This window comes from Rhizobium mayense (assembly GCF_030272705.1).
In the GTDB taxonomy this organism is placed as follows: domain Bacteria; phylum Pseudomonadota; class Alphaproteobacteria; order Rhizobiales; family Rhizobiaceae; genus Rhizobium; species Rhizobium mayense.
Window position 1 is genome coordinate 78289 of sequence record NZ_JARFYM010000020.1, and the last position, 21132, is coordinate 99420.

Annotated in this window: 20 protein-coding genes and 1 tRNA gene; 10 read left to right on the forward strand and 11 right to left on the reverse strand. The window is 59.6% G+C overall.

Annotation, left to right across the window (positions count from 1 at the left end):
* Positions 1-36 precede the first annotated feature (36 nt).
* Positions 37-270 carry a helix-turn-helix transcriptional regulator gene (locus tag PY649_RS22000; protein ID WP_285870818.1) on the reverse strand — a complete coding sequence of 78 codons (234 nt, stop codon included), beginning with the start codon at positions 268-270 and terminating at the stop codon, positions 37-39.
* Positions 271-389: 119 nt separating this feature from the next.
* Between PY649_RS22000 and PY649_RS22005 the strand changes: the two genes are divergently transcribed.
* On the forward strand, positions 390-1499 hold the full coding sequence (locus PY649_RS22005) for a hypothetical protein (protein WP_285870819.1): 1110 nt from the start codon (positions 390-392) through the stop codon (positions 1497-1499).
* Positions 1500-1671: 172 nt separating this feature from the next.
* Here PY649_RS22005 and PY649_RS22010 read toward each other — a convergent pair whose 3' ends face one another.
* The 4 genes from PY649_RS22010 to PY649_RS22025 form a co-directional block, all read right to left on the reverse strand.
* A complete protein-coding gene (locus PY649_RS22010) occupies positions 1672-2409 on the reverse strand; it encodes an HIRAN domain-containing protein (RefSeq protein ID WP_285870820.1) in 738 nt (245 codons plus the stop codon).
* The gene (locus PY649_RS22015) at positions 2402-3355 is read right to left on the reverse strand and encodes a HipA domain-containing protein (RefSeq protein ID WP_285870821.1); all 954 of its coding nucleotides are present in this window, start codon (positions 3353-3355) and stop codon (positions 2402-2404) included. Before PY649_RS22015 ends, PY649_RS22010 begins: the two co-directional genes overlap by 8 nt.
* Positions 3356-3494: 139 nt before the next feature.
* A tRNA-Ala gene (locus tag PY649_RS22020) sits at positions 3495-3570 on the reverse strand.
* Positions 3571-3722: 152 nt separating this feature from the next.
* Positions 3723-4103, reverse strand: a complete 381-nt coding sequence (locus PY649_RS22025) for a TIGR02300 family protein (protein ID WP_285870822.1) — start codon at positions 4101-4103, stop codon at positions 3723-3725.
* Between the two features lie 273 nt (positions 4104-4376).
* On the opposite strand from PY649_RS22025, the gene aroA reads away from it, so the two are divergent.
* From aroA to rpsA, 4 genes are all read left to right on the forward strand, one after another.
* The gene (gene aroA, locus PY649_RS22030) at positions 4377-5732 is read left to right on the forward strand and encodes a 3-phosphoshikimate 1-carboxyvinyltransferase (protein ID WP_285870823.1); all 1356 of its coding nucleotides are present in this window, start codon (positions 4377-4379) and stop codon (positions 5730-5732) included.
* A 126-nt stretch (positions 5733-5858) separates the two neighbouring features.
* A complete protein-coding gene (locus PY649_RS22035; RefSeq protein ID WP_285870825.1) occupies positions 5859-6494 on the forward strand; it encodes an FMN-binding negative transcriptional regulator in 636 nt (211 codons plus the stop codon).
* Between the two features lie 31 nt (positions 6495-6525).
* Complete coding sequence (gene cmk / locus PY649_RS22040; protein WP_285870826.1) at positions 6526-7158, forward strand: (d)CMP kinase; 633 nt, start codon at positions 6526-6528, stop codon at positions 7156-7158.
* Positions 7159-7336: 178 nt separating this feature from the next.
* Positions 7337-9040 (forward strand): 30S ribosomal protein S1, encoded by a 1704-nt coding sequence (gene rpsA / locus PY649_RS22045; RefSeq protein WP_285870827.1) that lies wholly within the window; start codon positions 7337-7339, stop codon positions 9038-9040.
* Positions 9041-9209: 169 nt separating this feature from the next.
* On the opposite strand, the gene PY649_RS22050 is transcribed toward rpsA, so the two are convergent.
* The 3 genes from PY649_RS22050 to PY649_RS22060 form a co-directional block, all read right to left on the reverse strand.
* Positions 9210-10853 carry a hypothetical protein gene (locus tag PY649_RS22050; protein WP_285870828.1) on the reverse strand — a complete coding sequence of 548 codons (1644 nt, stop codon included), beginning with the start codon at positions 10851-10853 and terminating at the stop codon, positions 9210-9212.
* A gap of 245 nt (positions 10854-11098) precedes the next feature.
* Positions 11099-11725 (reverse strand): ribonuclease D, encoded by a 627-nt coding sequence (locus tag PY649_RS22055; RefSeq protein WP_285870829.1) that lies wholly within the window; start codon positions 11723-11725, stop codon positions 11099-11101.
* Positions 11726-11809: 84 nt separating this feature from the next.
* Positions 11810-12619 (reverse strand): MerR family transcriptional regulator, encoded by an 810-nt coding sequence (locus tag PY649_RS22060; protein ID WP_285870830.1) that lies wholly within the window; start codon positions 12617-12619, stop codon positions 11810-11812.
* A gap of 189 nt (positions 12620-12808) precedes the next feature.
* On the opposite strand from PY649_RS22060, the gene PY649_RS22065 reads away from it, so the two are divergent.
* Both PY649_RS22065 and PY649_RS22070 read left to right on the forward strand, forming a co-directional pair.
* On the forward strand, positions 12809-14089 hold the full coding sequence (locus tag PY649_RS22065; RefSeq protein WP_285870832.1) for a 4-aminobutyrate--2-oxoglutarate transaminase: 1281 nt from the start codon (positions 12809-12811) through the stop codon (positions 14087-14089).
* Positions 14090-14160: 71 nt separating this feature from the next.
* Complete coding sequence (locus tag PY649_RS22070; RefSeq protein WP_285870833.1) at positions 14161-15642, forward strand: NAD-dependent succinate-semialdehyde dehydrogenase; 1482 nt, start codon at positions 14161-14163, stop codon at positions 15640-15642.
* A gap of 24 nt (positions 15643-15666) precedes the next feature.
* On the opposite strand, the gene PY649_RS22075 is transcribed toward PY649_RS22070, so the two are convergent.
* Complete coding sequence (locus tag PY649_RS22075) at positions 15667-16440, reverse strand: metallophosphoesterase (protein ID WP_285870835.1); 774 nt, start codon at positions 16438-16440, stop codon at positions 15667-15669.
* A gap of 250 nt (positions 16441-16690) precedes the next feature.
* On the opposite strand from PY649_RS22075, the gene copC reads away from it, so the two are divergent.
* Together copC and copD are read left to right on the forward strand one after the other, a co-directional pair.
* Entirely contained in the window at positions 16691-17059 is a 369-nt protein-coding gene (copC, locus tag PY649_RS22080; RefSeq protein ID WP_285870836.1) for a copper homeostasis periplasmic binding protein CopC, read from the forward strand.
* Positions 17056-17943, forward strand: coding sequence for a copper homeostasis membrane protein CopD (copD, locus tag PY649_RS22085; protein ID WP_285870837.1), 888 nt, complete (start codon positions 17056-17058; stop codon positions 17941-17943). The genes copC and copD overlap by 4 nt, the downstream gene beginning before the upstream one ends.
* A 3-nt stretch (positions 17944-17946) precedes the next feature.
* On the opposite strand, the gene PY649_RS22090 is transcribed toward copD, so the two are convergent.
* Both PY649_RS22090 and PY649_RS22095 read right to left on the reverse strand, forming a co-directional pair.
* The gene (locus PY649_RS22090; RefSeq protein WP_285870838.1) at positions 17947-18717 is read right to left on the reverse strand and encodes a TIM barrel protein; all 771 of its coding nucleotides are present in this window, start codon (positions 18715-18717) and stop codon (positions 17947-17949) included.
* Positions 18718-18786: 69 nt separating this feature from the next.
* Positions 18787-19731, reverse strand: coding sequence for a helix-turn-helix domain-containing protein (locus PY649_RS22095; protein WP_285870851.1), 945 nt, complete (start codon positions 19729-19731; stop codon positions 18787-18789).
* Positions 19732-19817: 86 nt separating this feature from the next.
* On the opposite strand from PY649_RS22095, the gene PY649_RS22100 reads away from it, so the two are divergent.
* Positions 19818-21092, forward strand: coding sequence for an ABC transporter substrate-binding protein (locus PY649_RS22100; RefSeq protein ID WP_285870839.1), 1275 nt, complete (start codon positions 19818-19820; stop codon positions 21090-21092).
* Positions 21093-21132: the final 40 nt, after the last annotated feature.

Sequence of the window (21132 nt, forward strand, 5' to 3'; positions counted from 1 at the left end):
CGATAGCAAAGCGATTAGATGCCATACGGCAAGACGCTATTTCCGGAGTCTCACGCCTGGTTGACCGTGATTGAGGAACTCGATGCCAGCTTCTTCGAGCACCCGCTGTACCATTTGAACGTTTTGCGCGCGCCCGGCAATCTGACCGGCCCCGGCTGCCTCCATATTGCGGATCGTGTTGACGTTCACACCCACTCTTTCGGCTACCTCCTTCTGCTCAAGGCCTGCTAGCGCGCGTGCTGCCTTTAATTGATTGCCGGTGGTGAGCATTTGATGTCCTCCGTTATCACCAAATTAGTTATCAGAACTAGATATGTGTTGACAAGAATGAATATCCCGTTAAGTTCGGAAAACAGTTATCTAGTTTTCAAACCCAAATGGAGATACAGATGCCGAACACTGCAGTTCAGGCCGCCGGCGAAGCTATGCTCGAAGTGGGAGCACTTAACAGGCTACAGGGAATGCTCAAAGCAGGTGACGTCCAGGGAGCTCTGTCTCTTCTACTAGAGCAATCGATGGTACCCACCGTGCAAATAAGCGATCCGCTCCTCGACGCCATAAACGCATACTGGGCTGGTATTGACGACTTCAATCTAAATGCTCCTGAAGACGACGACGGCGCAAACGCGTACGCCGGTGTGTCGTATGGGCCACCGATGCGGGTGCTGGAAGAATGGAACGAACCCGCGCGGACCCTTGAAGGGGCGCTTACCGCCCTGAAAATTGCGCTGAGGGACAGCAAGGGTGTCCATGGCAGTGATGCGGCGGAAAAAATGATCCTCGCTGCAATTGGCTATTTAGAAGCCGTCATAAAATCGCGAGATGTCCGCGGTGCTATCGCGCTGTTGGACGTCGATAGGTCATCGCTAAATGGTGCGGCTCAAGCGCCCGTCGTGGGCACAGCTGTCGAAGGAAAAGCTCCGGCTGCCTCAGATCCCATAATAGATGCCATTGGCGCTTTTCAGGCAAAATGGAGAGATTATTTGACCGCTGCCGATGGGGAAGCGGACCGGCTAAGTCATCTTTGGAAGGAACCTCATTCTATACTGGTGAATTGGTCCCAGCGGTGCATCACCCGAGAGGGCGCCATTGTTGCGCTTCGATTTGCCATCGAAGACAATGAAATGGGCGAAAGCTACGTAATAGACCCATTGATGCGTGCGGCGCTTGGTTATCTCGAAGCGGTTGCGGCAGTGTCGTCGGCTGCCGACGAGAAAGAGGAGGCAGATTCGTCAATCTCGGAAATGTTCGCCCAATGGAATGAGGCCCGACGCCGCGGTTATGAAAATTCCTCGGAAGAGGAACACGAGAAGAACTATGCGAAATATCGCGACCTTCGGGAACACATTGTTGTTGCACACCCGGCCACTCCAAAGGATTTGGCAATTCAATTCGTCGTGGACACTGATGAGGGCGATAGCGAGGGGAGCGAGGCATTTCGCAAGAAAATTTTCGCGCTCGCCGGCGTGCCAGTGGAAGAGAGGGGCGAGCAAGTCTGACGCTCCCGTCGACACAGCAAATTAGCCAGCGCCTTTGGCGCTGGTTAGTTGGCACACGTCATCACGCCATCTCTGACGATATCAGCCCATTTTGCGGCTTGCTAACTTTGATGGAAAACGAAACGACTGGCTTTTGTCCCTCGAAGGGCCGGCGATTAGAGCCCAATCTGGTTCAGGCAGCCAACGAGGCCAACCGAGGCGAAACCCGGACAAATATGTAAAGCCGAGGATGATCCGCAGTCCCGTTGACACGCTCAATGACCGCCGTCACGCGGTCCTCGCTAATCCACTGTAAGAACGCAGCACACTGAAACTTATTGATATACCCGACCTTCATTCCGCGCGCGAGGACCATCACAGCGTGTGGGTCCCACTGGTTTTCTGGTTCTGGAATTAGGTCGACAGCTTCGCCCAAAGCCCCATCTAGGTCTGAGGGGTAATGCCTATGGCCAACCACTTCGATCATAAGCTCCCGGGTCTTCACTGTGTCGTCGAGGGGATCGACTAGCGCAAACCCATCGGCAGGTAGCTTCGCCTCCGTGATGCCCAATAGGGCAAAATCTGAGATTGTTGTATTTCGGCTAAGCCGGAAATGTGTAATGTACTTATCAAAATCAGCCCGATTGCGCGGGGGTAGGCGCCTGAGAAAGGCTTCGAGTACCCCATCTACATGGTGAAGCTTGGTAGGCTTGAAGGCGGGATATTGAGCATATCCAATGGACCTAATGTATGTCAGCGGCTTCCCGTTCACCCGAAAAAATTCATCTTCTGAATAATAGGTGAAGGTGGGGGGCGAAGCTGCCTGCAGCTCACCGACAGCAAATCTCGTTCGCGACTTAGAGTCGTCGAGGGTTTGCCAGGTCAGTAGCAGCCGGCTAGGTTCAACAATATGTTCGATCTGATTAAGCATTATCCGCACATAAAGCAGTTAGCAGCTCGCGACGCCGAATCATCAGGGCCCGTAAGAAATCCGCACGTACAGCACTAAACTCAACTGGGGACTCAAAGTTTCGGCACCAACCGAGCACGTCGTCGATCGCGTCATTAGTGAATCGAATCATAAATTCTTCCGCTACGCCAGCCGGTTTGTAAGTTTCGAAAAATAATTTGCACAATTCGACATGTCTGTCCCCCTTTGGTCCACCGTCCCAAGCGCAGTGATGGCGTCCCCGACGGATGTAAGCGTCAAGGTCTTGATACCTCGCTAGTTGATCATCCGGCTCGCCGTAACTGAGGCTCGATCCGTTATCGAATAAAGGCGCCATCGAATAATTGAAATTGTTGCCCACAATCGCTGATGCCAGCAGTCCCCAATTGTCGGGATGACGGTCAACGTTGCCGATAATGGCATCAAAAAGGAACGCATTTGCCCACCACTCCTTGTAGTTGGAGATTCCCAGACTTCGAGCAATAGTCAAATTCGCGCGCACCGCATGAGGTCTGCCGCGCTTCCGGTCATAGTTTGATGACAGCCATGCGTGCACGAAATCACTCCCCGGAATGAATCTCGGGAGCTCTTCCCCCTTGTAACCGTAAAAGAACTCTACGAGAACGCCGAGATGGCCTTCGGAACTGTCGCGAGCTAAGAAGCAGGGAGGCACCGACACACCGACAGCTCGCGATAGTTCGTAAGCGATAAGTTCAGACCAAATCTGCTTCTCCTGCCATCCCGTTGGCGTCTTAAAGAGGTACTTGTGGGTCGGAAGAAGAAAAGGCGGGAGCCTATCGCTCGGTGAGATCAGCAATTTTTTGGGTTGCTTACCTTCGGGGTAATAGGGATTGTCTGGGTCGACTTCCCAACCTGCGACGTCGATAATCTGATGGGGGCCTTGCCGCGGTCGATGTTCAATGCCCACGTAAAATCGCCTCTCGACATTTCGGCGCTTCTTGCACTTTAAAAGATTGCTTGCGCTTCCCCAGTGCTTCCCCAACTGAAGCCTAAAAATCTAATGATAAGCTAGAGCAGCGTAATTAATTGAATTTATTATTCTATTTTGGTGGAGCTAAGCGGGATCGAACCGCTGACCTCTTGCATGCCATGCAAGCGCTCTCCCAGCTGAGCTATAGCCCCATCAAGGTGGTACCGGTTTGGCCGGTCCTGGGACCCTTCCGAGCGCTTCGCCCGTCGGGGTGGCGGCTTATTACTTCTGGTTTTTGCAGATAGCAAGCCGAAATTTTCGGCCCGGAAAACTTTTCTCGTTCACCGGGCCGATTGTTCAGAGATCAAACGTCGTCGTCGTCGCCGGTAACGCCGATGATGTCGCTCATATCGTCATCATCTTCGTCTTCGTCGGCTTCGAGGAAGGTGTCGTCGTCATCGTCGCCGATTTCGACATCGTCATCGCCCATATCCGGAATATCGTCGCCGGAGGCAGCCTCATCGGCATCTTCGAGCGATACCAGTTCGACTTCCGTGTTTTCGGTATCGACTTCAGCCACTTCTTCTTCTTCCGGAACTTCCTTCGAAGCCGAGGTTTCCTCGAAGAAGGACAAGGGCCAGGACTTGCCGGTATAGGGCGACACGACCGGGTCCCGGTTCAAGTCATAGAATTTCTTGCCGGTATCGGGATCGGTGCGTTTTGTTCCAAGTTCCGCTTTCGCCACTGTCAAAGCCTCATGAATGGCCGAATAAAAATTCGGCAATGCCGGGGAAGCCGGCGTTTTAAGGGAAATTATCAGCCGGTCCCCTTAATCGTTGCTGCTCTTTCTGTCAAAGCCAAACTTTATATACTCCGAATCAGGTTTTCTGGGCATTCCGGGATGACCCGGCAACGGGTCTATGGTAACGAGCCAACGTGAACCGCAGGTCAGCTGGCGCAACAGGAGCTAAGTCAGCGATAATGCGGCGTAAATAACGGCATCGCAAAGGAATTGCCCATGCCGCACGACATTCATCCGCGGCCCGCGACGGCGCGCCGCTCGACCAATCTTTCCGGCACCATCCGCGTCCCCGGCGACAAATCCATTTCGCATCGCGCCCTCATGTTCGGCGGGCTAGCTGCCGGCGAAACTCGCATTACCGGCCTGCTCGAAGGCGAGGATGTGATCAATACGGGCAAGGCCATGCAGGCCATGGGCGCCAAGATCGAGAAGATCGAGGCCGAATGGATCATCACGGGCGTCGGCAACGGCGCGCTGCTCGCCCCGGAAGCGCCGCTCGATTTCGGCAATGCCGGCACCGGCAGCCGCCTGACGATGGGCCTGGTCGGCGTCTACAATTTCGAATCCACCTTCATCGGCGACGCTTCGCTTTCCAAGCGACCGATGGGCCGCATCCTCGATCCGCTGAGGCAGATGGGCGTACAGGTCAAATCCAGCGAAGGCGACCGGCTGCCGGTGACGCTGCATGGGCCGGAGACGGCCAGTCCGATCACCTATCGCGTGCCGATGGCCTCGGCGCAGGTCAAATCCGCCGTCCTGCTGGCCGGCCTCAACGCGCCGGGCATCACCACCGTCGTCGAGCCGGTCATGACCCGCGACCATACCGAAAAGATGCTGGCTAGCTTTGGCGCCGATCTTTCGGTCGAGACGGACCGGGACGGCGTGCGCACCATCCGCCTTCAGGGACAGAGCAAGCTTTCCGGCCAGATCATCGACGTTCCCGGCGATCCCTCTTCGACCGCTTTTCCGTTGGTCGCGGCGCTGATCGTTCCAGGCTCGGACATCACCATCCGCAACGTGCTGATGAACCCGACCCGCACCGGCCTGATCCTGATGCTGCAGGAGATGGGCGCCGATATCGATATTCTCGACAGGCGCCTTGCCGGCGGCGAGGATGTCGCCGATCTGCGTGTGCGTTCCTCCGCGCTCAAGGGCGTCACGGTGCCGGCCGAGCGGGCGCCGTCGATGATCGACGAATATCCGGTGCTTGCCGTCGCCGCCGCCTTCGCCGAGGGCACGACGGTGATGCTCGGGCTCGAAGAACTGCGGGTCAAGGAATCCGACCGGCTTTCGGCCGTCGCGGAAGGGCTGAAGCTCAATGGCGTCGACTGCACCGAAGGCAGGGATTCGCTGACCGTTCGGGGAAGGCCGGATGGAAAAGGTCTCGGCGGCGTAGACGGCGGCGAGGTCAAGACCCAGCTCGACCATCGTATCGCCATGAGCTTTCTCGTGATGGGGCTTGCCTCGGAGCATCCGGTCAGGGTCGACGATTCCACCATGATCGCGACCAGCTTTCCGGAGTTTTTTGACCTGATGACAAGATTGGGTGCGACGATCGAGGTCGAGGGCTGATAAAACAGTGGCCGCCTGCGGGCGAAATCACCCGCAGGCGCGAGGCAATCCAAGTCGGAATCAGCCGATGGCCATTCGGGGCCGCCGGCCCTATGATGCGCCCGACAACGACAGACGGTCCAAACCATGTATCAGCCGCCCCATCACCGCGAAGACGATCTCGGCACACAGCACGCGCTGATCCGCGCGCATGCGCTAGGATTACTGATCACCGCCGGCAATGGCGGGCTGATCGCCAATCTTGTGCCGTTCCACCTCAAGACCGGCCTTTCATCCAAGGGCACGCTGCAGGCGCATATCGCCAGGGCGAACGGTCAATGGCGGGAAATTCAGGCGGGAGCGCCGGTCCTCGTCGTCTTCCAAGGCCCCGAAAGCTACATCACGCCATCCTGGTATGCGACCAAGCGGGAGACGGGCAAGGTTGTGCCGACCTGGAACTATGCAGTCGTGCAGGTTCGCGGCAACGCGCGCGTCATCGAAGATACCGCCTGGCTGCGCGAGCAGATCGGCATGCTGACCGGCGAGAATGAGGGCCGCCGTGCGGAGCCCTGGGCCGTCGACGATGCGCCTCCGGATTTCATCGCTTCCCAGTTGAAGGGCATTATCGGCATCGAGATCGATATCGAGGCGATTGACGGCAAGTGGAAGGTCAGCCAGAACCGTCCCGCCGCCGATCGCCAGGGCGTGGCCCATGGCCTGGACGCAATCGACAGCGATTCAGCGGCCGAAATGGCCGATCTGGTGCGCCGATACGACAAATAGTATCAGGGCCGAAGGCAGGGATAGAAAAAGCATGATCATCGCCATCGACGGACCCGCCGCGGCTGGCAAGGGAACCTTGTCGCGCCGGATCGCCGAGGAATACGGCTTTCACCATCTCGACACCGGCCTCACCTACCGCGCGACGGCCAAGGCACTGCTCGACGCCGGCCTGCCGCTCGACGACGAAGGAGTGGCGGAGGCGATGGCACACAAGGTCGATCTCGCCGGCCTCGATCGCGCCGTTCTGTCACGGCATGAGATCGGTGAGGCCGCGTCGAAAATCGCCGTCATGCCGGCGGTGCGCCGGGCACTGGTCGAGGCGCAGCGCGCCTTTTCGCGGAAGGAGCCGGGCACGGTGCTCGACGGCCGCGATATCGGCACGATCGTCTGCCCGGATGCGCCGGTGAAGATCTATGTTACGGCGTCGGCTGAGGTCAGGGCGAAACGACGCTACGACGAGATCATCGAGGCCGGCCGCAGTGCCGACTACGCGGCGATTTTCGAAGATGTGAAACGGCGCGATGAGCGGGATATGGGCCGCACCGACAGCCCGCTCAAACCGGCCGAAGACGCGTACTTGCTTGATACCTCAGAAATGAGTATAGAAGCGGCGTTTCAGACGGCAAAGTCGATCGTCGACGCCGCTCTGAGCCGAAATGCCTGAAAATATGAGCAGCTTTCGCGCGCCTTGCGCATGAAACTGACGATTTCAAAGCCTGACATTCCGTCCAAGCGCCGGATAGCTTTCCCCAAGGGAAGGCGGACTGGGGTCAGGCCCGTTTAACACGAACCACCGGCGCATCAGTGTCGAATTGCATAAATTGGACACGCCAGGAGATTCTATGTCTGTAACTACCCCCTCTCGCGAAGATTTCGCGGCCCTTCTCGAAGAATCCTTCGCCAAGAACGATCTGGCCGAAGGCTATGTCACCAAGGGCATCATCACCGCCATCGAGAAGGACGTCGCCGTTGTCGACGTCGGCCTCAAGGTCGAAGGCCGCATCGCGTTGAAGGAATTCGGTGCGCGCGCCAAGGACGGCACGCTCAAGGTTGGCGATGAAGTCGAAGTCTATGTCGAGCGCATCGAAAACGCGCTTGGCGAAGCCGTTCTGTCGCGCGAAAAGGCTCGCCGCGAAGAAAGCTGGATCAAGCTCGAAGCCAAGTTCGAAGCTGGCGAGCGCGTTGAAGGCGTCATCTTCAACCAGGTCAAGGGCGGCTTCACCGTCGATCTCGACGGCGCTATCGCCTTCCTGCCGCGTTCGCAGGTCGACATCCGTCCGATCCGCGACGTCACCCCGCTGATGCACAACCCGCAGCCCTTCGAAATCCTCAAGATGGACAAGCGCCGCGGCAACATCGTCGTTTCGCGTCGTACGGTTCTGGAAGAGTCCCGTGCCGAGCAGCGTTCTGAAATCGTTCAGAACCTCGAAGAAGGCCAGGTTGTTGACGGCGTCGTCAAGAACATCACCGATTACGGTGCGTTCGTTGACCTCGGCGGCATTGACGGCCTGCTGCACGTCACCGACATGGCATGGCGCCGTGTGAACCATCCGTCGGAAATCCTGTCTATCGGCCAGCAGGTCAAGGTACAGATCATCCGCATCAACCAGGAAACCCACCGTATCTCGCTCGGCATGAAGCAGCTCGAGAGCGATCCGTGGGATGGCATCCAGGCCAAGTACCCGGAAGGCAAGAAGATCTCCGGTACTGTTACGAACATCACCGACTACGGTGCATTCGTCGAGCTGGAGCCGGGCATCGAAGGCCTCATCCACATCTCGGAAATGTCCTGGACCAAGAAGAACGTTCACCCCGGCAAAATCCTGTCCACGAGCCAGGAAGTCGAAGTCGTCGTTCTCGAAGTCGATCCGACCAAGCGTCGTATCTCGCTCGGCCTGAAGCAGACGCTGGAAAACCCGTGGGCAGCATTCGCCCGCAACCATCCGGCTGGCACCGAAGTCGAAGGCGAAGTCAAGAACAAGACCGAATTCGGCCTGTTCATCGGCCTCGACGGCGATGTGGACGGCATGGTGCACCTCTCCGACCTCGACTGGAACCGTCCGGGCGAACAGGTCATCGAAGAGTACAACAAGGGTGATGTCGTCAAGGCTGTCGTTCTCGACGTCGACGTCGAAAAGGAACGCATCTCGCTCGGCATCAAGCAGCTCGGCAAGGACTCGGTCGGTGAAGCCGCCGCTTCCGGCGATCTGCGCAAGAATGCAGTCGTCTCGGCTGAAGTCATCGCGATCAACGATGGCGGCATCGAAGTGAAGCTCGTCAACCACGAAGACATCACCTCGTTCATCCGTCGCGCCGATCTGTCACGTGACCGTGACGAGCAGCGCCCTGAGCGTTTCTCGGTCGGTCAGGTTGTCGACGCCCGCGTCACCAACTTCTCCAAGAAGGACCGCAAGATCATGCTGTCCATCAAGGCTCTGGAAATCGCAGAAGAGAAGGAAGCAGTCGCTCAGTTCGGTTCGTCCGACTCGGGTGCTTCGCTCGGCGACATCCTGGGTGCGGCTCTGAAGAACCGCAACGCCGAATAATCTTCGGCAAGCCTGTTAGAGACAAGAAACCCGCCGGAACAATCCGGCGGGTTTTTATTTGGCTCTGGAGCATTCCTTTTTCGGGTAGCAAGCGGGCAAGTTGCTCGGGATTTAAAAGCTTGAAGCGATCGTTGTGCGTTCAAATGAACGTCCGACGCCCTCGGTCGAGCTATTCCCACCCCACCATGCGTCGATAGAAATCGAAGGCGTGATCATGCAGTGGATCCCTCGGTGCGGGCGTCGGCAGCGCGAGCGGTTTCGGTGCAGCCGCCGCTGCTTCGGCAGAAGCTGCTTGACTATCCGTCTCGTCGGACGCCTCCGCAGCCGGCTGTTGCGTTTCGGCAGACTGGGAATCGTCTTCACTTTCGTCCCCCGCCGTCTCTCCGTCCTGCTCTTCTTCGTGCTCCTCGTCATCCGCCGGATCGACACGATCGACCCGCTCCAGCTCCTCCTCCTCAATGGGGAGGTTCGCCGGCAAATATTGTACGATTGCAAAGGGAATACCCTGCGGCGGGACCGGCGTTCCCATTTGCGCCGCGGCTTCAGGTGCATTCATCGCGGGTGCGGCCAGCGTGTCGGCCAACGATTTGCCGAGAAGTGCGGCTGCGGCGGTCGGCGCATTCGAGGTCTCTTCGGGCGGAATAGAATTCTGGCTTGCCATCGCGGCGGCGAGGTTCCTGACGGCCTCATCATTCGGCGTCTGCGGCAATGACTGCACTTCCCCCTGGTCAGCGGCATTTGCGGCAAGCGCCTGCGCGACAACCCTTTCCACCAAGGACGTGCTGTTCTCGATAATCTGCAACAGCTCCGGGCCGGCGACCTCAATCGGGCTGCCGATGACAACCTGCAGCCCTTCCTTGATATCGGCGCGGATCTGCTGGAGATCGCGCGGCACAGGCGGAGGTGTCACCGGCGACCTGATCAGCGCGATTTCCGTCGGGAGCTTGGTTTCGGCCGGTACGGCAGGCGACCCTGCTCCGGCGGGCACCGAGTTCTCCTGCGCGGGAATGGCATTTTGCGGATGGACCTCACCGACGTTGGCGTCAACGAGCAGTGCGCCTAGGGCTTGCGCAATCGGGGCGAGTTGTTGATTTGGCGTGGTCTGAGGAGCCAAGGCGGTTTCGAGATTAGACACCACCTCCGGGTCCAGCGCCGCTGCGGGAACGAGAACCGCCTGACCCTGGACAGCCGATGCCGCCGTTCCTCCGGGAGCTTGGGCGGCGACTGCGGAGGGCGCCGTCGTTGCGGCGGTGGGCAGAGGCGCTGCTTGTGCCGGGACCGGGCCTTGCCGCCCGACCGTCTCCGCTTCGCCGGCGTTCTGCCCATAGGAATTGACGACAGCCTTTAGGACTGCATCGGGTTCCTGTGTCAGCGCCGCCTCCAGGCTGACGGCAATTTGCACGGCTTCCGGGCCATCCGGATTGGCCAGAGCTTCGGCAATGAGCGGCAGTGGGATCGGCAATTTCGCCTGCGTGTCCAACAGTTGCTGGGCGACCGCGAGCTGTTGCGGCGGCAAGCTGCGGATCGTATCGGCCAGCCGCTGCGCCAAGGCGGCATTGCTCTCGTCCGGCTGGCGCGAAACATTCAGGGCAAGGCTGGCATCGTCTATGGCAGACATCAGGCTGTTGAACATCCGATCGCGCGCCGCCATCAGCAGCATGTTCAGCTTGCCCTCGACGCTGGCGTTCGCCGCACTCGACAGCACGGCAAGCGGAGTCGCCGCCGTCTGGACGCCGGACGTTTCGGCGGTAGCAACCACCGGCTTTTCAAGGGCGGCACCCACAGCAGACACGGGACTTACGGGAGACAGCATGACATGCTCCTTTGTCTGGCAAGACGACGACGGAAGCAGAAGGCAGGTTCAATCAAGGTCCGCTCATGCGGCCGATAGCGATTCGAAGGCCGGGTGAGCGGCCGGGCGACGCCGCAAAGCGTCGGTCGAATGCATGAAATCAGGGATAGAATAGCAGGACGCCCCTTAACAGATTGCTAACTATAAAGCCGGCGCCCAGTCCGCGGCACCGGCTTTCACGTTCAATTCGCTCTTCACACAGCCAATCAGCTATGCGCGAAAATATCGGTCTCCTCCCAGCCGAGGAGATCGAGCTTCGCCCGGGTCGGCAGAAAGGTGAAGCAGGCATTGGCGTGCTCGATGCGGCCGTCGCGTACCAGGCGCTCCGTTAGCTTGTCGCGGAGTGCATGCAGATAAAGCACGTCAGAGGCGGCATATTCTAATTGCGCCGGCGAAAGCGTCGCAGCCGCCCAGTCGGAAGACTGCTGCGCCTTGGAAATATCGACCTCGAGCATCTCCTTGAGATTGTCCTTGAGACCATGCCGGTCAGTATAAGTGCGGCAGAGGCGCGAGGCGATCTTAGTGCAGAAAACCGGCGCGGCCGTCACGCCGAAAGTATGGAACAGCACGGCGATATCGAAGCGGCCGTAATGAAAGATCTTCTGGCGTGTGGGATCGGCGAGCATGGCGACGAGATTCGGCGCCTCCTTCTGGCCGGCGGCAATGCGGATCACGTCAGCGGTGCCGTCGCCCGGCGAAAGCTGCACGACGCAGAGCCGGTCGCGGCGGGGGATAAGGCCGAGCGTTTCGGTATCGATCGCTATGGCGCCGGTGTAGCGGGCAGCATCGGCGGCGGAAATATCCCCTTCGTGATAACGGATGGTGGCGGCCATGAAACTCTCCTGGCTCTTTATCGTCTGAATTCTTTTCAGCCCTGTTCTATAGAACAGACAAGGAGATAACGATACTGCGCGGGCTTAAAATGTCGGCGGCGTGTTGATCCAGAGCAATATGGTCTCGCCGTCATGACGGTTGCGCCAGGAATGATAGCGGCGGCTTTCGAAATAGAGCGAATCGCCGGGCGAAAGATCGAAAAACTGATCGCTGTCGAGCACCAGTTCCAGCCGGCCCGACAGCAAATGGATGAACTCTTCGCCGTCATGGCGGTAGGCGCCCTCGCTCGCCGCCCCAGGCGCCAGCACAAAGCGATGGCAATCCATCATAGTCTTTCCCTCGGCGAGCAACTGGACGGTGACCCCGGGCGTCGTTTCCGGCCAGGCCCGCCATTCCCCCGATCGGATCAGCGCCGGAACGTCATCACGCTCCTCGCCCGACAGCCGTGAGACGGTCGTGCCATAGTAATCGGCGAGATCGTGGAGGGTCTTGAAGCTCACGCCTTGCGAAGTTCGCTCCAGTGTCGATAGCGTCGACGATGTCATCCCCATGTCCGCGGAGACCTGCTCCAGCGTCTTGCCCGCGGCGTGGCGCAATGACCTGAGCTTGCGGCCGATGCCTGAGAGAACGGCTAGCTCTCCACCATCCCCAGGGGCATCCTCCGTTTCCAGCGCTTCGCGGATCGCCGCGGGATTGAGCCCGCGCTCGGCGCGAAACCAGGAAATCCGCTTCAGCCGCGCCACGTCCTCGGCGCTGTATTGCCGATGCCCCGCCTCGGAGCGGCTGGGGACGACCAGGCCCTGGCTTTCCCAGAGTCGCAGCGTCGAGGCCGACACGCCCGCCAGACGCGCCGCCTCCGCCACCTTGTAGCGCACAGGCCTGTTGCTGTTCATCGCCAATAGTCCCTAATTTCAGTCTTTTGAATTGCTTAGCACGGATCGGCCGGTTGCGTGACTGGTCGATTGCATTCTTGTCATCCGCACAAGATCTCACTTGATATCTTGCAGGAAAAATGTAGGAGTTTTATATATTCTTTGCAGAAATTCTGCAAGATAAGCTAGATTCCCCCTTGGAGCGCAACGATGCCCGCGACAACCCTCACAGACCGGAAAAATGCAGCCATTTCCCGCGGCGTCGGCATGCTCACGCAGGTTTACGCCGACCGGGCTGAGAATGCGGAGATCTGGGACAAAGAGGGACGCCGCTATATCGATTTTGCTTCCGGCATCGCGGTCGTCAACACCGGCCACCGCCATCCGCGCGTCATCGCTGCCGTCAAGGAACAGTTGGACCGCTTCACTCACACCTGCCATCAGCTCGTGCCTTATGAAAGCTATGTGCACCTTGCCGAACGCCTCAATGCGCTGACACCGGGCGATTTCGCCAAGAAGACCATTTTCGTCACCACTGGCGCAGAAGCTGTCGAAAATGCCGTGAAGATTGCCCGTGCCGCCACCGGCCGCTCGGCCATCATTGCGTTCGGCGGCGGATTCCACGGTCGGACTTTCATGGGCATGGCGCTGACCGGCAAGGTCGTGCCCTACAAGGTCGGCTTCGGCTCGATGCCGGGCGATGTCTTCCATGCGCCCTTCCCCGTGCCGCTGCATGGCGTCACCGCCGAACAATCGCTGGCGGCGCTGAAGAAGCTGTTTGCCGCCGATGTCGATCCGCAACGGGTCGCCGCCATCATCATCGAGCCGGTGCAGGGCGAAGGCGGTTTTTATCCGGCGCCCGCCTCATTCATGAAGGCATTGCGCGAACTCTGCGACCAGCACGGCATTCTGCTGATCGCCGATGAAGTGCAGACGGGCTTTGCGCGTACCGGCAAATTGTTTGCCATGGACCATCATGAGGTCGCTGCCGATCTTATGACCATGGCAAAAAGCCTCGCCGGCGGTTTTCCGCTTGCCGCCGTTACCGGCCGGGCCGAGATCATGGACGCGCCGGGACCGGGCGGTCTCGGCGGCACCTATGGCGGCAATCCGCTGGGCATCGCCGCCGCCCATGCAGTGCTCGACGTCATCGTCGATGAGGACCTCTGCAACCGCGCCAATCAGCTCGGCTCCCGGCTGAAACAACGGCTGGAATCGCTGCGCGACAGGGTGCCGGAAATCGTCGATATCCGCGGCCCCGGCTTCATGAATGCCGTCGAGTTCAACGATATCGCGACGAAGCTGCCGAGCGCGGAATTTGCCAACAAGGTGCGGCTGATCGCGCTCGAAAAGGGCCTGATCCTGCTCACCTGCGGCGTCTTCGGCAACGTCATCCGCTTCCTGTCGCCGATGACCATTCAGGACGAAGTCTTCAGCGAAGCGCTCGACATCCTGGAAGCTTCAATCCTGGAAGCGAGCGCCGCCAAATAACGGTACTCACACCCCGATTCTTCACGACCCGCCTGTCCGACGGGCGAAAAACTCTTCTTTGGAGAGATACCATGTCGTTTACGACCGCAATGACCAGGCATGTCCCCTTCTCGTCGCCTTTCCTGCGCGCCGCCGGCTACATCAACGGCGTCTGGACGGCGGGCGATGCCACGAAAACCTTCGATGTCGTCAATCCGGCGACCGGCGAGGTGCTCGCTACGCTTCCCGACATGGGCGCCGCCGAAACCAAGGCTGCGATCGACGCTGCCCATGCAGCTCAAGCTGCCTGGGCCGCCCGCCCGGCCAAGGAACGCAGCACCATCCTGCGCAAGTGGTTCGACCTAATAATTGCCAATGCCGATGAACTGGCTGCCATCCTGACGGCCGAAATGGGCAAACCGCTCACGGAGGCCAAGGGAGAAATCCTTTACGCCGCCGCCTATGTCGAATGGTATGCGGAGGAAGCCAAACGCATCTATGGCGAAACGATTCCCGCCCCGTCCACCGACAAGCGCATGATCGTCATTAAACAGCCCGTCGGCGTGGTCGGCACGATCACGCCCTGGAATTTCCCGGCGGCGATGATCACCCGCAAGATCGCGCCGGCGCTCGCTGTCGGCTGCACCGTGGTTTCGAAGCCCGCCGAGCAGACGCCGCTGTCGGCGATCGCGCTGGCGGCGTTGGCCGAGAAGGCGGGCATTCCGGCAGGTGTCTTCAACGTCATCGTCGGCCTCGACGGTCCGGCGATCGGCCAGGAGCTGTGCAGCAATGCCAAGGTGCGCAAGATCAGCTTCACCGGTTCGACCGAGGTCGGGCGCATCCTCATGCGCCAATGCGCCGACCAGATCAAGAAAGTCAGCCTGGAACTCGGCGGCAATGCACCTTTCATCGTCTTCGACGACGCCGATCTCGACGCTGCCGTCGAAGGGGCATTGGCTTCGAAGTACCGCAATGCCGGCCAGACTTGTGTCTGCGCCAACCGGATCTACGTGCAGTCCGGTGTCTACGATGCCTTTGCTGCCAAGCTCGCCGCCAAGGTGGCGGAGCTAGCGGTCGGGGACGGGTTCAAGCCCGGCGTCACGATCGGCCCGCTGATCGACGAACAGGGCATCGCCAAGGTCGAGGATCATGTTCGCGACGCCGTGTCGAAGGGCGCAAAGGTGCTCACCGGCGGCAAGCGCATCGAAGGCGCCGGCACCTTCTTCGCACCGACCATCCTGACCGGCATCGACCGGAGCATGAAGGTTGCCCGCGAGGAAACATTCGGTCCGGTCGCGCCGCTCTTCCGCTTCGAGACGGTGGATGATGTGATTGCCCAGGCGAACGACACCGAATTCGGCCTCGCCGCCTATTTCTTCGCCGGCGACCTCAAGAAGGTCTGGCGGGTTGCCGAAGCGCTGGAATACGGCATGGTCGGCATCAACACAGGCCTGATGTCTTCGGAGACGGCGCCTTTTGGCGGCATCAAACAATCCGGCCTCGGCCGCGAAGGCTCGCGTCACGGTGCCGACGACTATCTCGAAATGAAATATCTCTGCATCGGAAATGTGTAAGCCAGTTCGGCATCGGCCAGAGCATCAGGTCGAGGTGACGTGGATGTGGCCTTGCCACAGACGCGCCGCCGTCAGCTTTCCGGAACGGAAGGCCCCGGTGTCTATGTTGAGCCGAAGCCCATGCGCCTCGGCTTGCTTCACCGGCGTATGGCCGTGGATAATCAGCTTCGGCAGCGGCTGCGCGCTGTCGTAGAAGCGCGAGCGGATGAAAACGAGGTCGTCATCATCCTGCGCCGCGATCGTCCGCTCGGGATCAATACCGGCATGGACGAACAGCACCTGCGGCGTATCCAGCAGGATCGGCAGCCGTCGGAGAAAATTGAGATGATCGTCGGGTAGCCAGGTCCGTATGAAAGTGTCGAGTTTTTTCTGTCGGGGATATTGCTGCCGCAACGTTTGGATATCGACGCCATAGGAATTCAGCGTCGCCTCACCGCCAAGCGCCACCCAGTCGTCCAGGGATATTTCACCATCGGCATAGGCGAGCATGGCCATTTCATGATTGCCAGTGAGGCAGATCCGGTCGAAACCATTCGGCAGCGGCGCCATCAGCCGGCTGACGACTTGCGCCGAGGCTGGACCGCGATCGATATAATCACCAAGCATGACAATCAGCTTGCCGCCGGGCAGCTCGGCAGCATCGGCGAAAATCTTGCGCTCCAGCGCACTGAGCAGGTCGTAGCGGCCATGTACGTCGCCGATTACATAGGTCGGCATGTCCAGGATATCGAGCCGCTCGCGACGCCGACGTTGGTTGAAGCCGCGAGTCGTTTTCTCGCGTATGGTATTTGCCGCCATGAAATTCCCTCATCGAAATGTCACCATCCCGAGCGCTCTGACCGTCGTAAGCAGAAATAATCGAAAAGCGACTATTCTTTGCCGAACACCGGAATAAACGCTTCCGCCCGACGTCTATACCGATGGAAGTGACCAATTAAAGAATCGCCTTGCGGCAAAGCGTCCCGAACGCAGCCATTCCTCATAATGAAAGTTGACACAACATGTCCACAATTCTATCGCGCTCGGTGATCCGGCAGAAGGACTTTTCATGACCAAAATCATTATCAGGCTCGGCCTCGCCGCCATTCTCGCTATCGGCCTTGCCGGCCAGGCTCTTGCGCATGCGCAGCTGGTGTCTGCGACCCCTGCGGACAAGAGTACGGTCAAGAGCTCGCCCAGCGAACTGGATCTTACCTTCACCGAGGGCCTGAACTTGAAATTCTCCGGCATCAAGGTGACCGGCCCCGACAAGGCCGCCGTCAAGCTCGGCGAACCCATGCTGATGCCGAGCGACACCGTGTTGATGGTTCCCGTCTCCGAAACGCTTGGCGCCGGCACCTACACCGTCGAATGGCATGCCCTTTCCACCGATGGCCATAAGACCAATGGCAGCTACACGTTCACAGTAAAACCTTGATCGACCCCAACTCAGCGCTCCAGGCGTGCCGCTTTTTTCACGATGCATCCCTGATGCTTCTATGGGGCGCCTCGGCCTTTCTCTGCCTTCTGGTGCCAAAGGCGCTCGCGGGCAGGGTCTGGCGCATGTTCGGCGCCGGACCCCTCCTTACCGCGCTGATCGCCGGCCTTGCGACCGTCGCCTCGCTGCCGCTTGAAACAGCGACTATCGGCAACGGCTGGAGCGATGCTTTCAACGCCGGCGCGATCCACGACGTCCTGTTCGAAACGACGGTCGGCCAAGCCTGGCAGGCGCAAGCCGCTGCGGCCATCATCCTCGTTCTCGCTTTCCTGGCGTCGAAAGATTGGCGCCTTCCCGTCGTGGCTCTGGGCTCCGGTCTCGGGCTTGCAGCGCTGACGCTGACCGGACATGCTTCGATGCATGAGGGCTGGCTGAAGCTGGCGCACCGCGGCAACGATATCCTTCATCTCCTGACCGGCGGCGGCTGGCTGGGCGCTTTGCTGCCGCTGATCCCCATTCTTCGGCTTTTGAATACGCCAGAATGCCGGGAGCAGGCGCTGCTGGCGCTTCGGCGCTTCTCCACTGTCGGACATGGCGCCGTGGCGCTGGTCATCGTTTCCGGCATCATCAATACCATGCTGGTTCTCCGACGCCTGCCGACCGACTGGTCGTCCCCCTATCAGGCGCAGCTCGCCATCAAAATCGCGCTTGTCGCCGGCATGAGCCTGCTCGCGATCGTCAACCGCTATGTCTTCGTGCCTCGCATCCGGGGTGATCGGGCGCGGGCTTTGAGCGCCATCCGCCTCGGCGCTATTGCCGAGGTCGTTCTCGGTATCGCCGTCATCGCCCTGGTCGCCGTCCTCGGCGTGCTCGAGCCCGTCTGACCGTCAAGCCGAAAGCGACGTCACCACCGCGCGAACCGCCTCGGGATCCTGCGTCAACGGCCTGTATTCGAGACCGACCCTGCCGCGATAGCCGTGGTCAAACAGCCAGTTCAGACGATCGAGCAGATCGATCCCGCCGGTGCCGGGATCGTTGCGGCCGGGGTGATCGGCGACATGGACGTGCACGATGCGATCGACGCGCCCGCCGATTACATCCTCCGTCCGCTCGCCCATCACGGCCGAGTGGTAGATATCATAGACGATGCCGATTTCCGGCCGGCCGACCTCGTCGACGATATCCAAGCCTTCCGTCGTCGAGGACAAATAGTAGCCGACATGATCGATCCGGGTGTTCAGGGGCTCAAGGCCGAGGCGTACGCCCGAGCCCTTCAGAATGTCGGCGCCCGCGCTCAGGGCGGAGATTAGTGCTGAGCGCTGCGTGGCACGCGAAAATTCAGGCAGATCGTCACCCGCCTGCGCGATCAAAACCGGAGCGCCCAGGCGCTGAGCAACGGTGACGGATCGCTGAAGCCCTTCCAGCCACCTCTCCTTATTCGCCGGATTCGTCAGCGCGATCATCGGTTCGGCGACCAGGCCCGAAACGGCGATGCCGGTCTCCGCTACCGCCGATGCGATTGCGTCCAGATCCTTGTTCGTCCAGCGCCAGAACTCGACTGCATTCAAGCCCGCCCGATGCGCCATTCGGATGCGGTCGGCAAAATTATCGCCTTCGCGGGCGAACAGCCATTCGATACATGCCGAAAATTGCCGCATGAAAATCTCCTCCAAACAATATGTTCTGAGGAGTGCGCCATATCGGCGGCAACGGCAAGAGGCCGGCGCCTAGAATTGCGAGGCGGATCGGCGCAGGGAGGGCTGGGCACCTTCGACGCTCATTGCTGTCACCATTCGCATGTCCCGGCGGAAATCCGAAGGCGACATGCCGGCGATGTGACGGAAGGATTTGTTGAAGGCGCTGATCGAGCCGAAGCCGCTGTCCATAGCCACCTGCAACACGTTGGCGCCCTCGCGCATCAGCATCGCCTGAGCACGCGACAGGCGCAGCAGGTTGACATATTTGCTGAGCGTCATGCCGGTGCATTTCTTGAAGAGGTTCATCGCATATTTCGGATGCAGATCCGCCGCCCTGGCAATATCGACCGTATCGATATCGTGCAGGAAATTGCCCGCGATGAAATCGCACATGCGCGCCAGGCTGCGCGAGGATTGCGGATGGACGTGCTCGTTCGGCTCATACTCCCCCTTTTCCGGCAGCATGCGATAGGGCTCGAAGGCGATGCGCTCCAGGCGCAGCAGGAGTTCGGCGACGGCATGTTCGGCCTTGGCCGGATCGCCGGAGCGGGCGTAGCGATACCAGCGAGCGAAATTCTCGTGGTCGGCAGAGTCCGTTGCTGAAGTCACCAGAGTTTCGCCCCGCATCAGGCGGCCGGAAATATCGAGCGGCAGGCGCATACGGAAGAAATGCACCAGCGGCAAATGCGCGCCGGCATAAATCGAATCCTCTGACGAATCATCCATCTGGTGGGGTTGCCCACCCCAGAACAGGCAGATATCGCCGGCGTTGAGCTGAATTTCATGGTCATTCATACGGTAGTGAACCGTGCCGCGTATCAGGTAATTCACTTCGACCTGGGCATGCCAATGCGGCTTCACCATCGGGGGCGGATGGGAATGAAACATCTGCAGGGTCGTCGGCAGCCCCTCGATGCTGCTCGCACCCGGCTGATAAACCGCACGATGACCTACCTTACTTTCCGCCAAGTCGATGTTCCTTTTTTAGGAGACAGAAGCGCACCGAGAGTTAGTTTAAGCGCGTTCGCTAGAGGACGGCAATTGAAAAGGGAGGATTTTCAATGCGCTTAAAACTTCTTGGCGCGACGGCACTCGTCGCGTTGTTTGCCACCGGCTCTGCCTTTGCCGCGCAAACCACCATCACCGTCTGGAGCTGGAACGTCGCCGCATCGGCGCTGAAATCCACGCTCGAGGGCTTCAACAAGAAATATCCGGATATCAAGGTCGATGTGCAGGACATCGGCAATCCGCAGGTCTTCGACAAGATGCTGGCTGCCTGCGCGGCTGGCGGCGAAGGACTGCCTGACGTCATGTCGATCGAAAATCATAAGGCCGCGATCTTCTGGAACCGTTTCCCGGACTGCCTGACTGATCTGACGAAGCTGGGCTATACCGACGACATCAAAAAGCAATTCCCGGATTTCAAGCGCGCCGAGCTTGAAGTCGGCGATGCCGCCTTCGCCATGCCGTGGGATTCCGGTCCGGTCGCCATGTTCTATCGTCGCGATTTCTACAAGAACGCCGGCATCGATCCGGCATCGATCAAGACATGGGACGATTTCATCGCCGCCGGCAAAAAGATCTCCGCCGCCAATCCGGGTGTGGTGATGTCGCAGGCCGACCTGAACGGCGATAGCGAATGGTTCCGCATGCTCGCCAACGAGCAGGGTTGTGGCTATTTTTCGGCCGACGGCCAGAACATCACCATCAACCAGCCGGCCTGCATCGCAGCGCTCGACAAGGTCAAGGCGATGAAGGACGCCGGCACCCTGACCGCCGCCAACTGGTCTGAAAAGGTGCAGTCCAACACGGCTGGCAAGGTCGCGACACAGATGTATGGCGGCTGGTATGACGGCACCATCCGCTCCACATCGCCGGATCTCTCGGGCAAATGGGGCGTCTATCTGATGCCGAGCATGACGGCCGACGGCCAGCATGCTGCCAATCTCGGCGGTTCTTCGTTGGCAATCGCCAACAATTCGCCGAACAAGGAAGCCGCCTGGAAGTTTGTCAACTACGCGCTCGGCACCAATGAAGGGCAGGTTACCATGCTGAAGTCCTTCGGCCTCGTGCCGTCGCTGCTGTCAGCCGTGAAGGACCCCTTCGTCAACGAGCCGCTGCCCTATTATGACAACCAGAAGATCTGGATCGATATCCTCGGAACTCTGCCGAAGATCAGCCCCAGCCCGGGCACCCAGTATTTCAGCGATGCCGACGCCGTCTTCAAGGCAGTACAGACGAAATACCTCGCCGGCGGCTATCCGGATGGAAAGACCGCGCTTGCCGACGCTGCCCAGCAGATCGCTTCCGCAACCGGACTTCCGATCGCCAAGTGAGTTATACAGCCGGCCGCGTTCCGACGCGCCCGGCATCCCC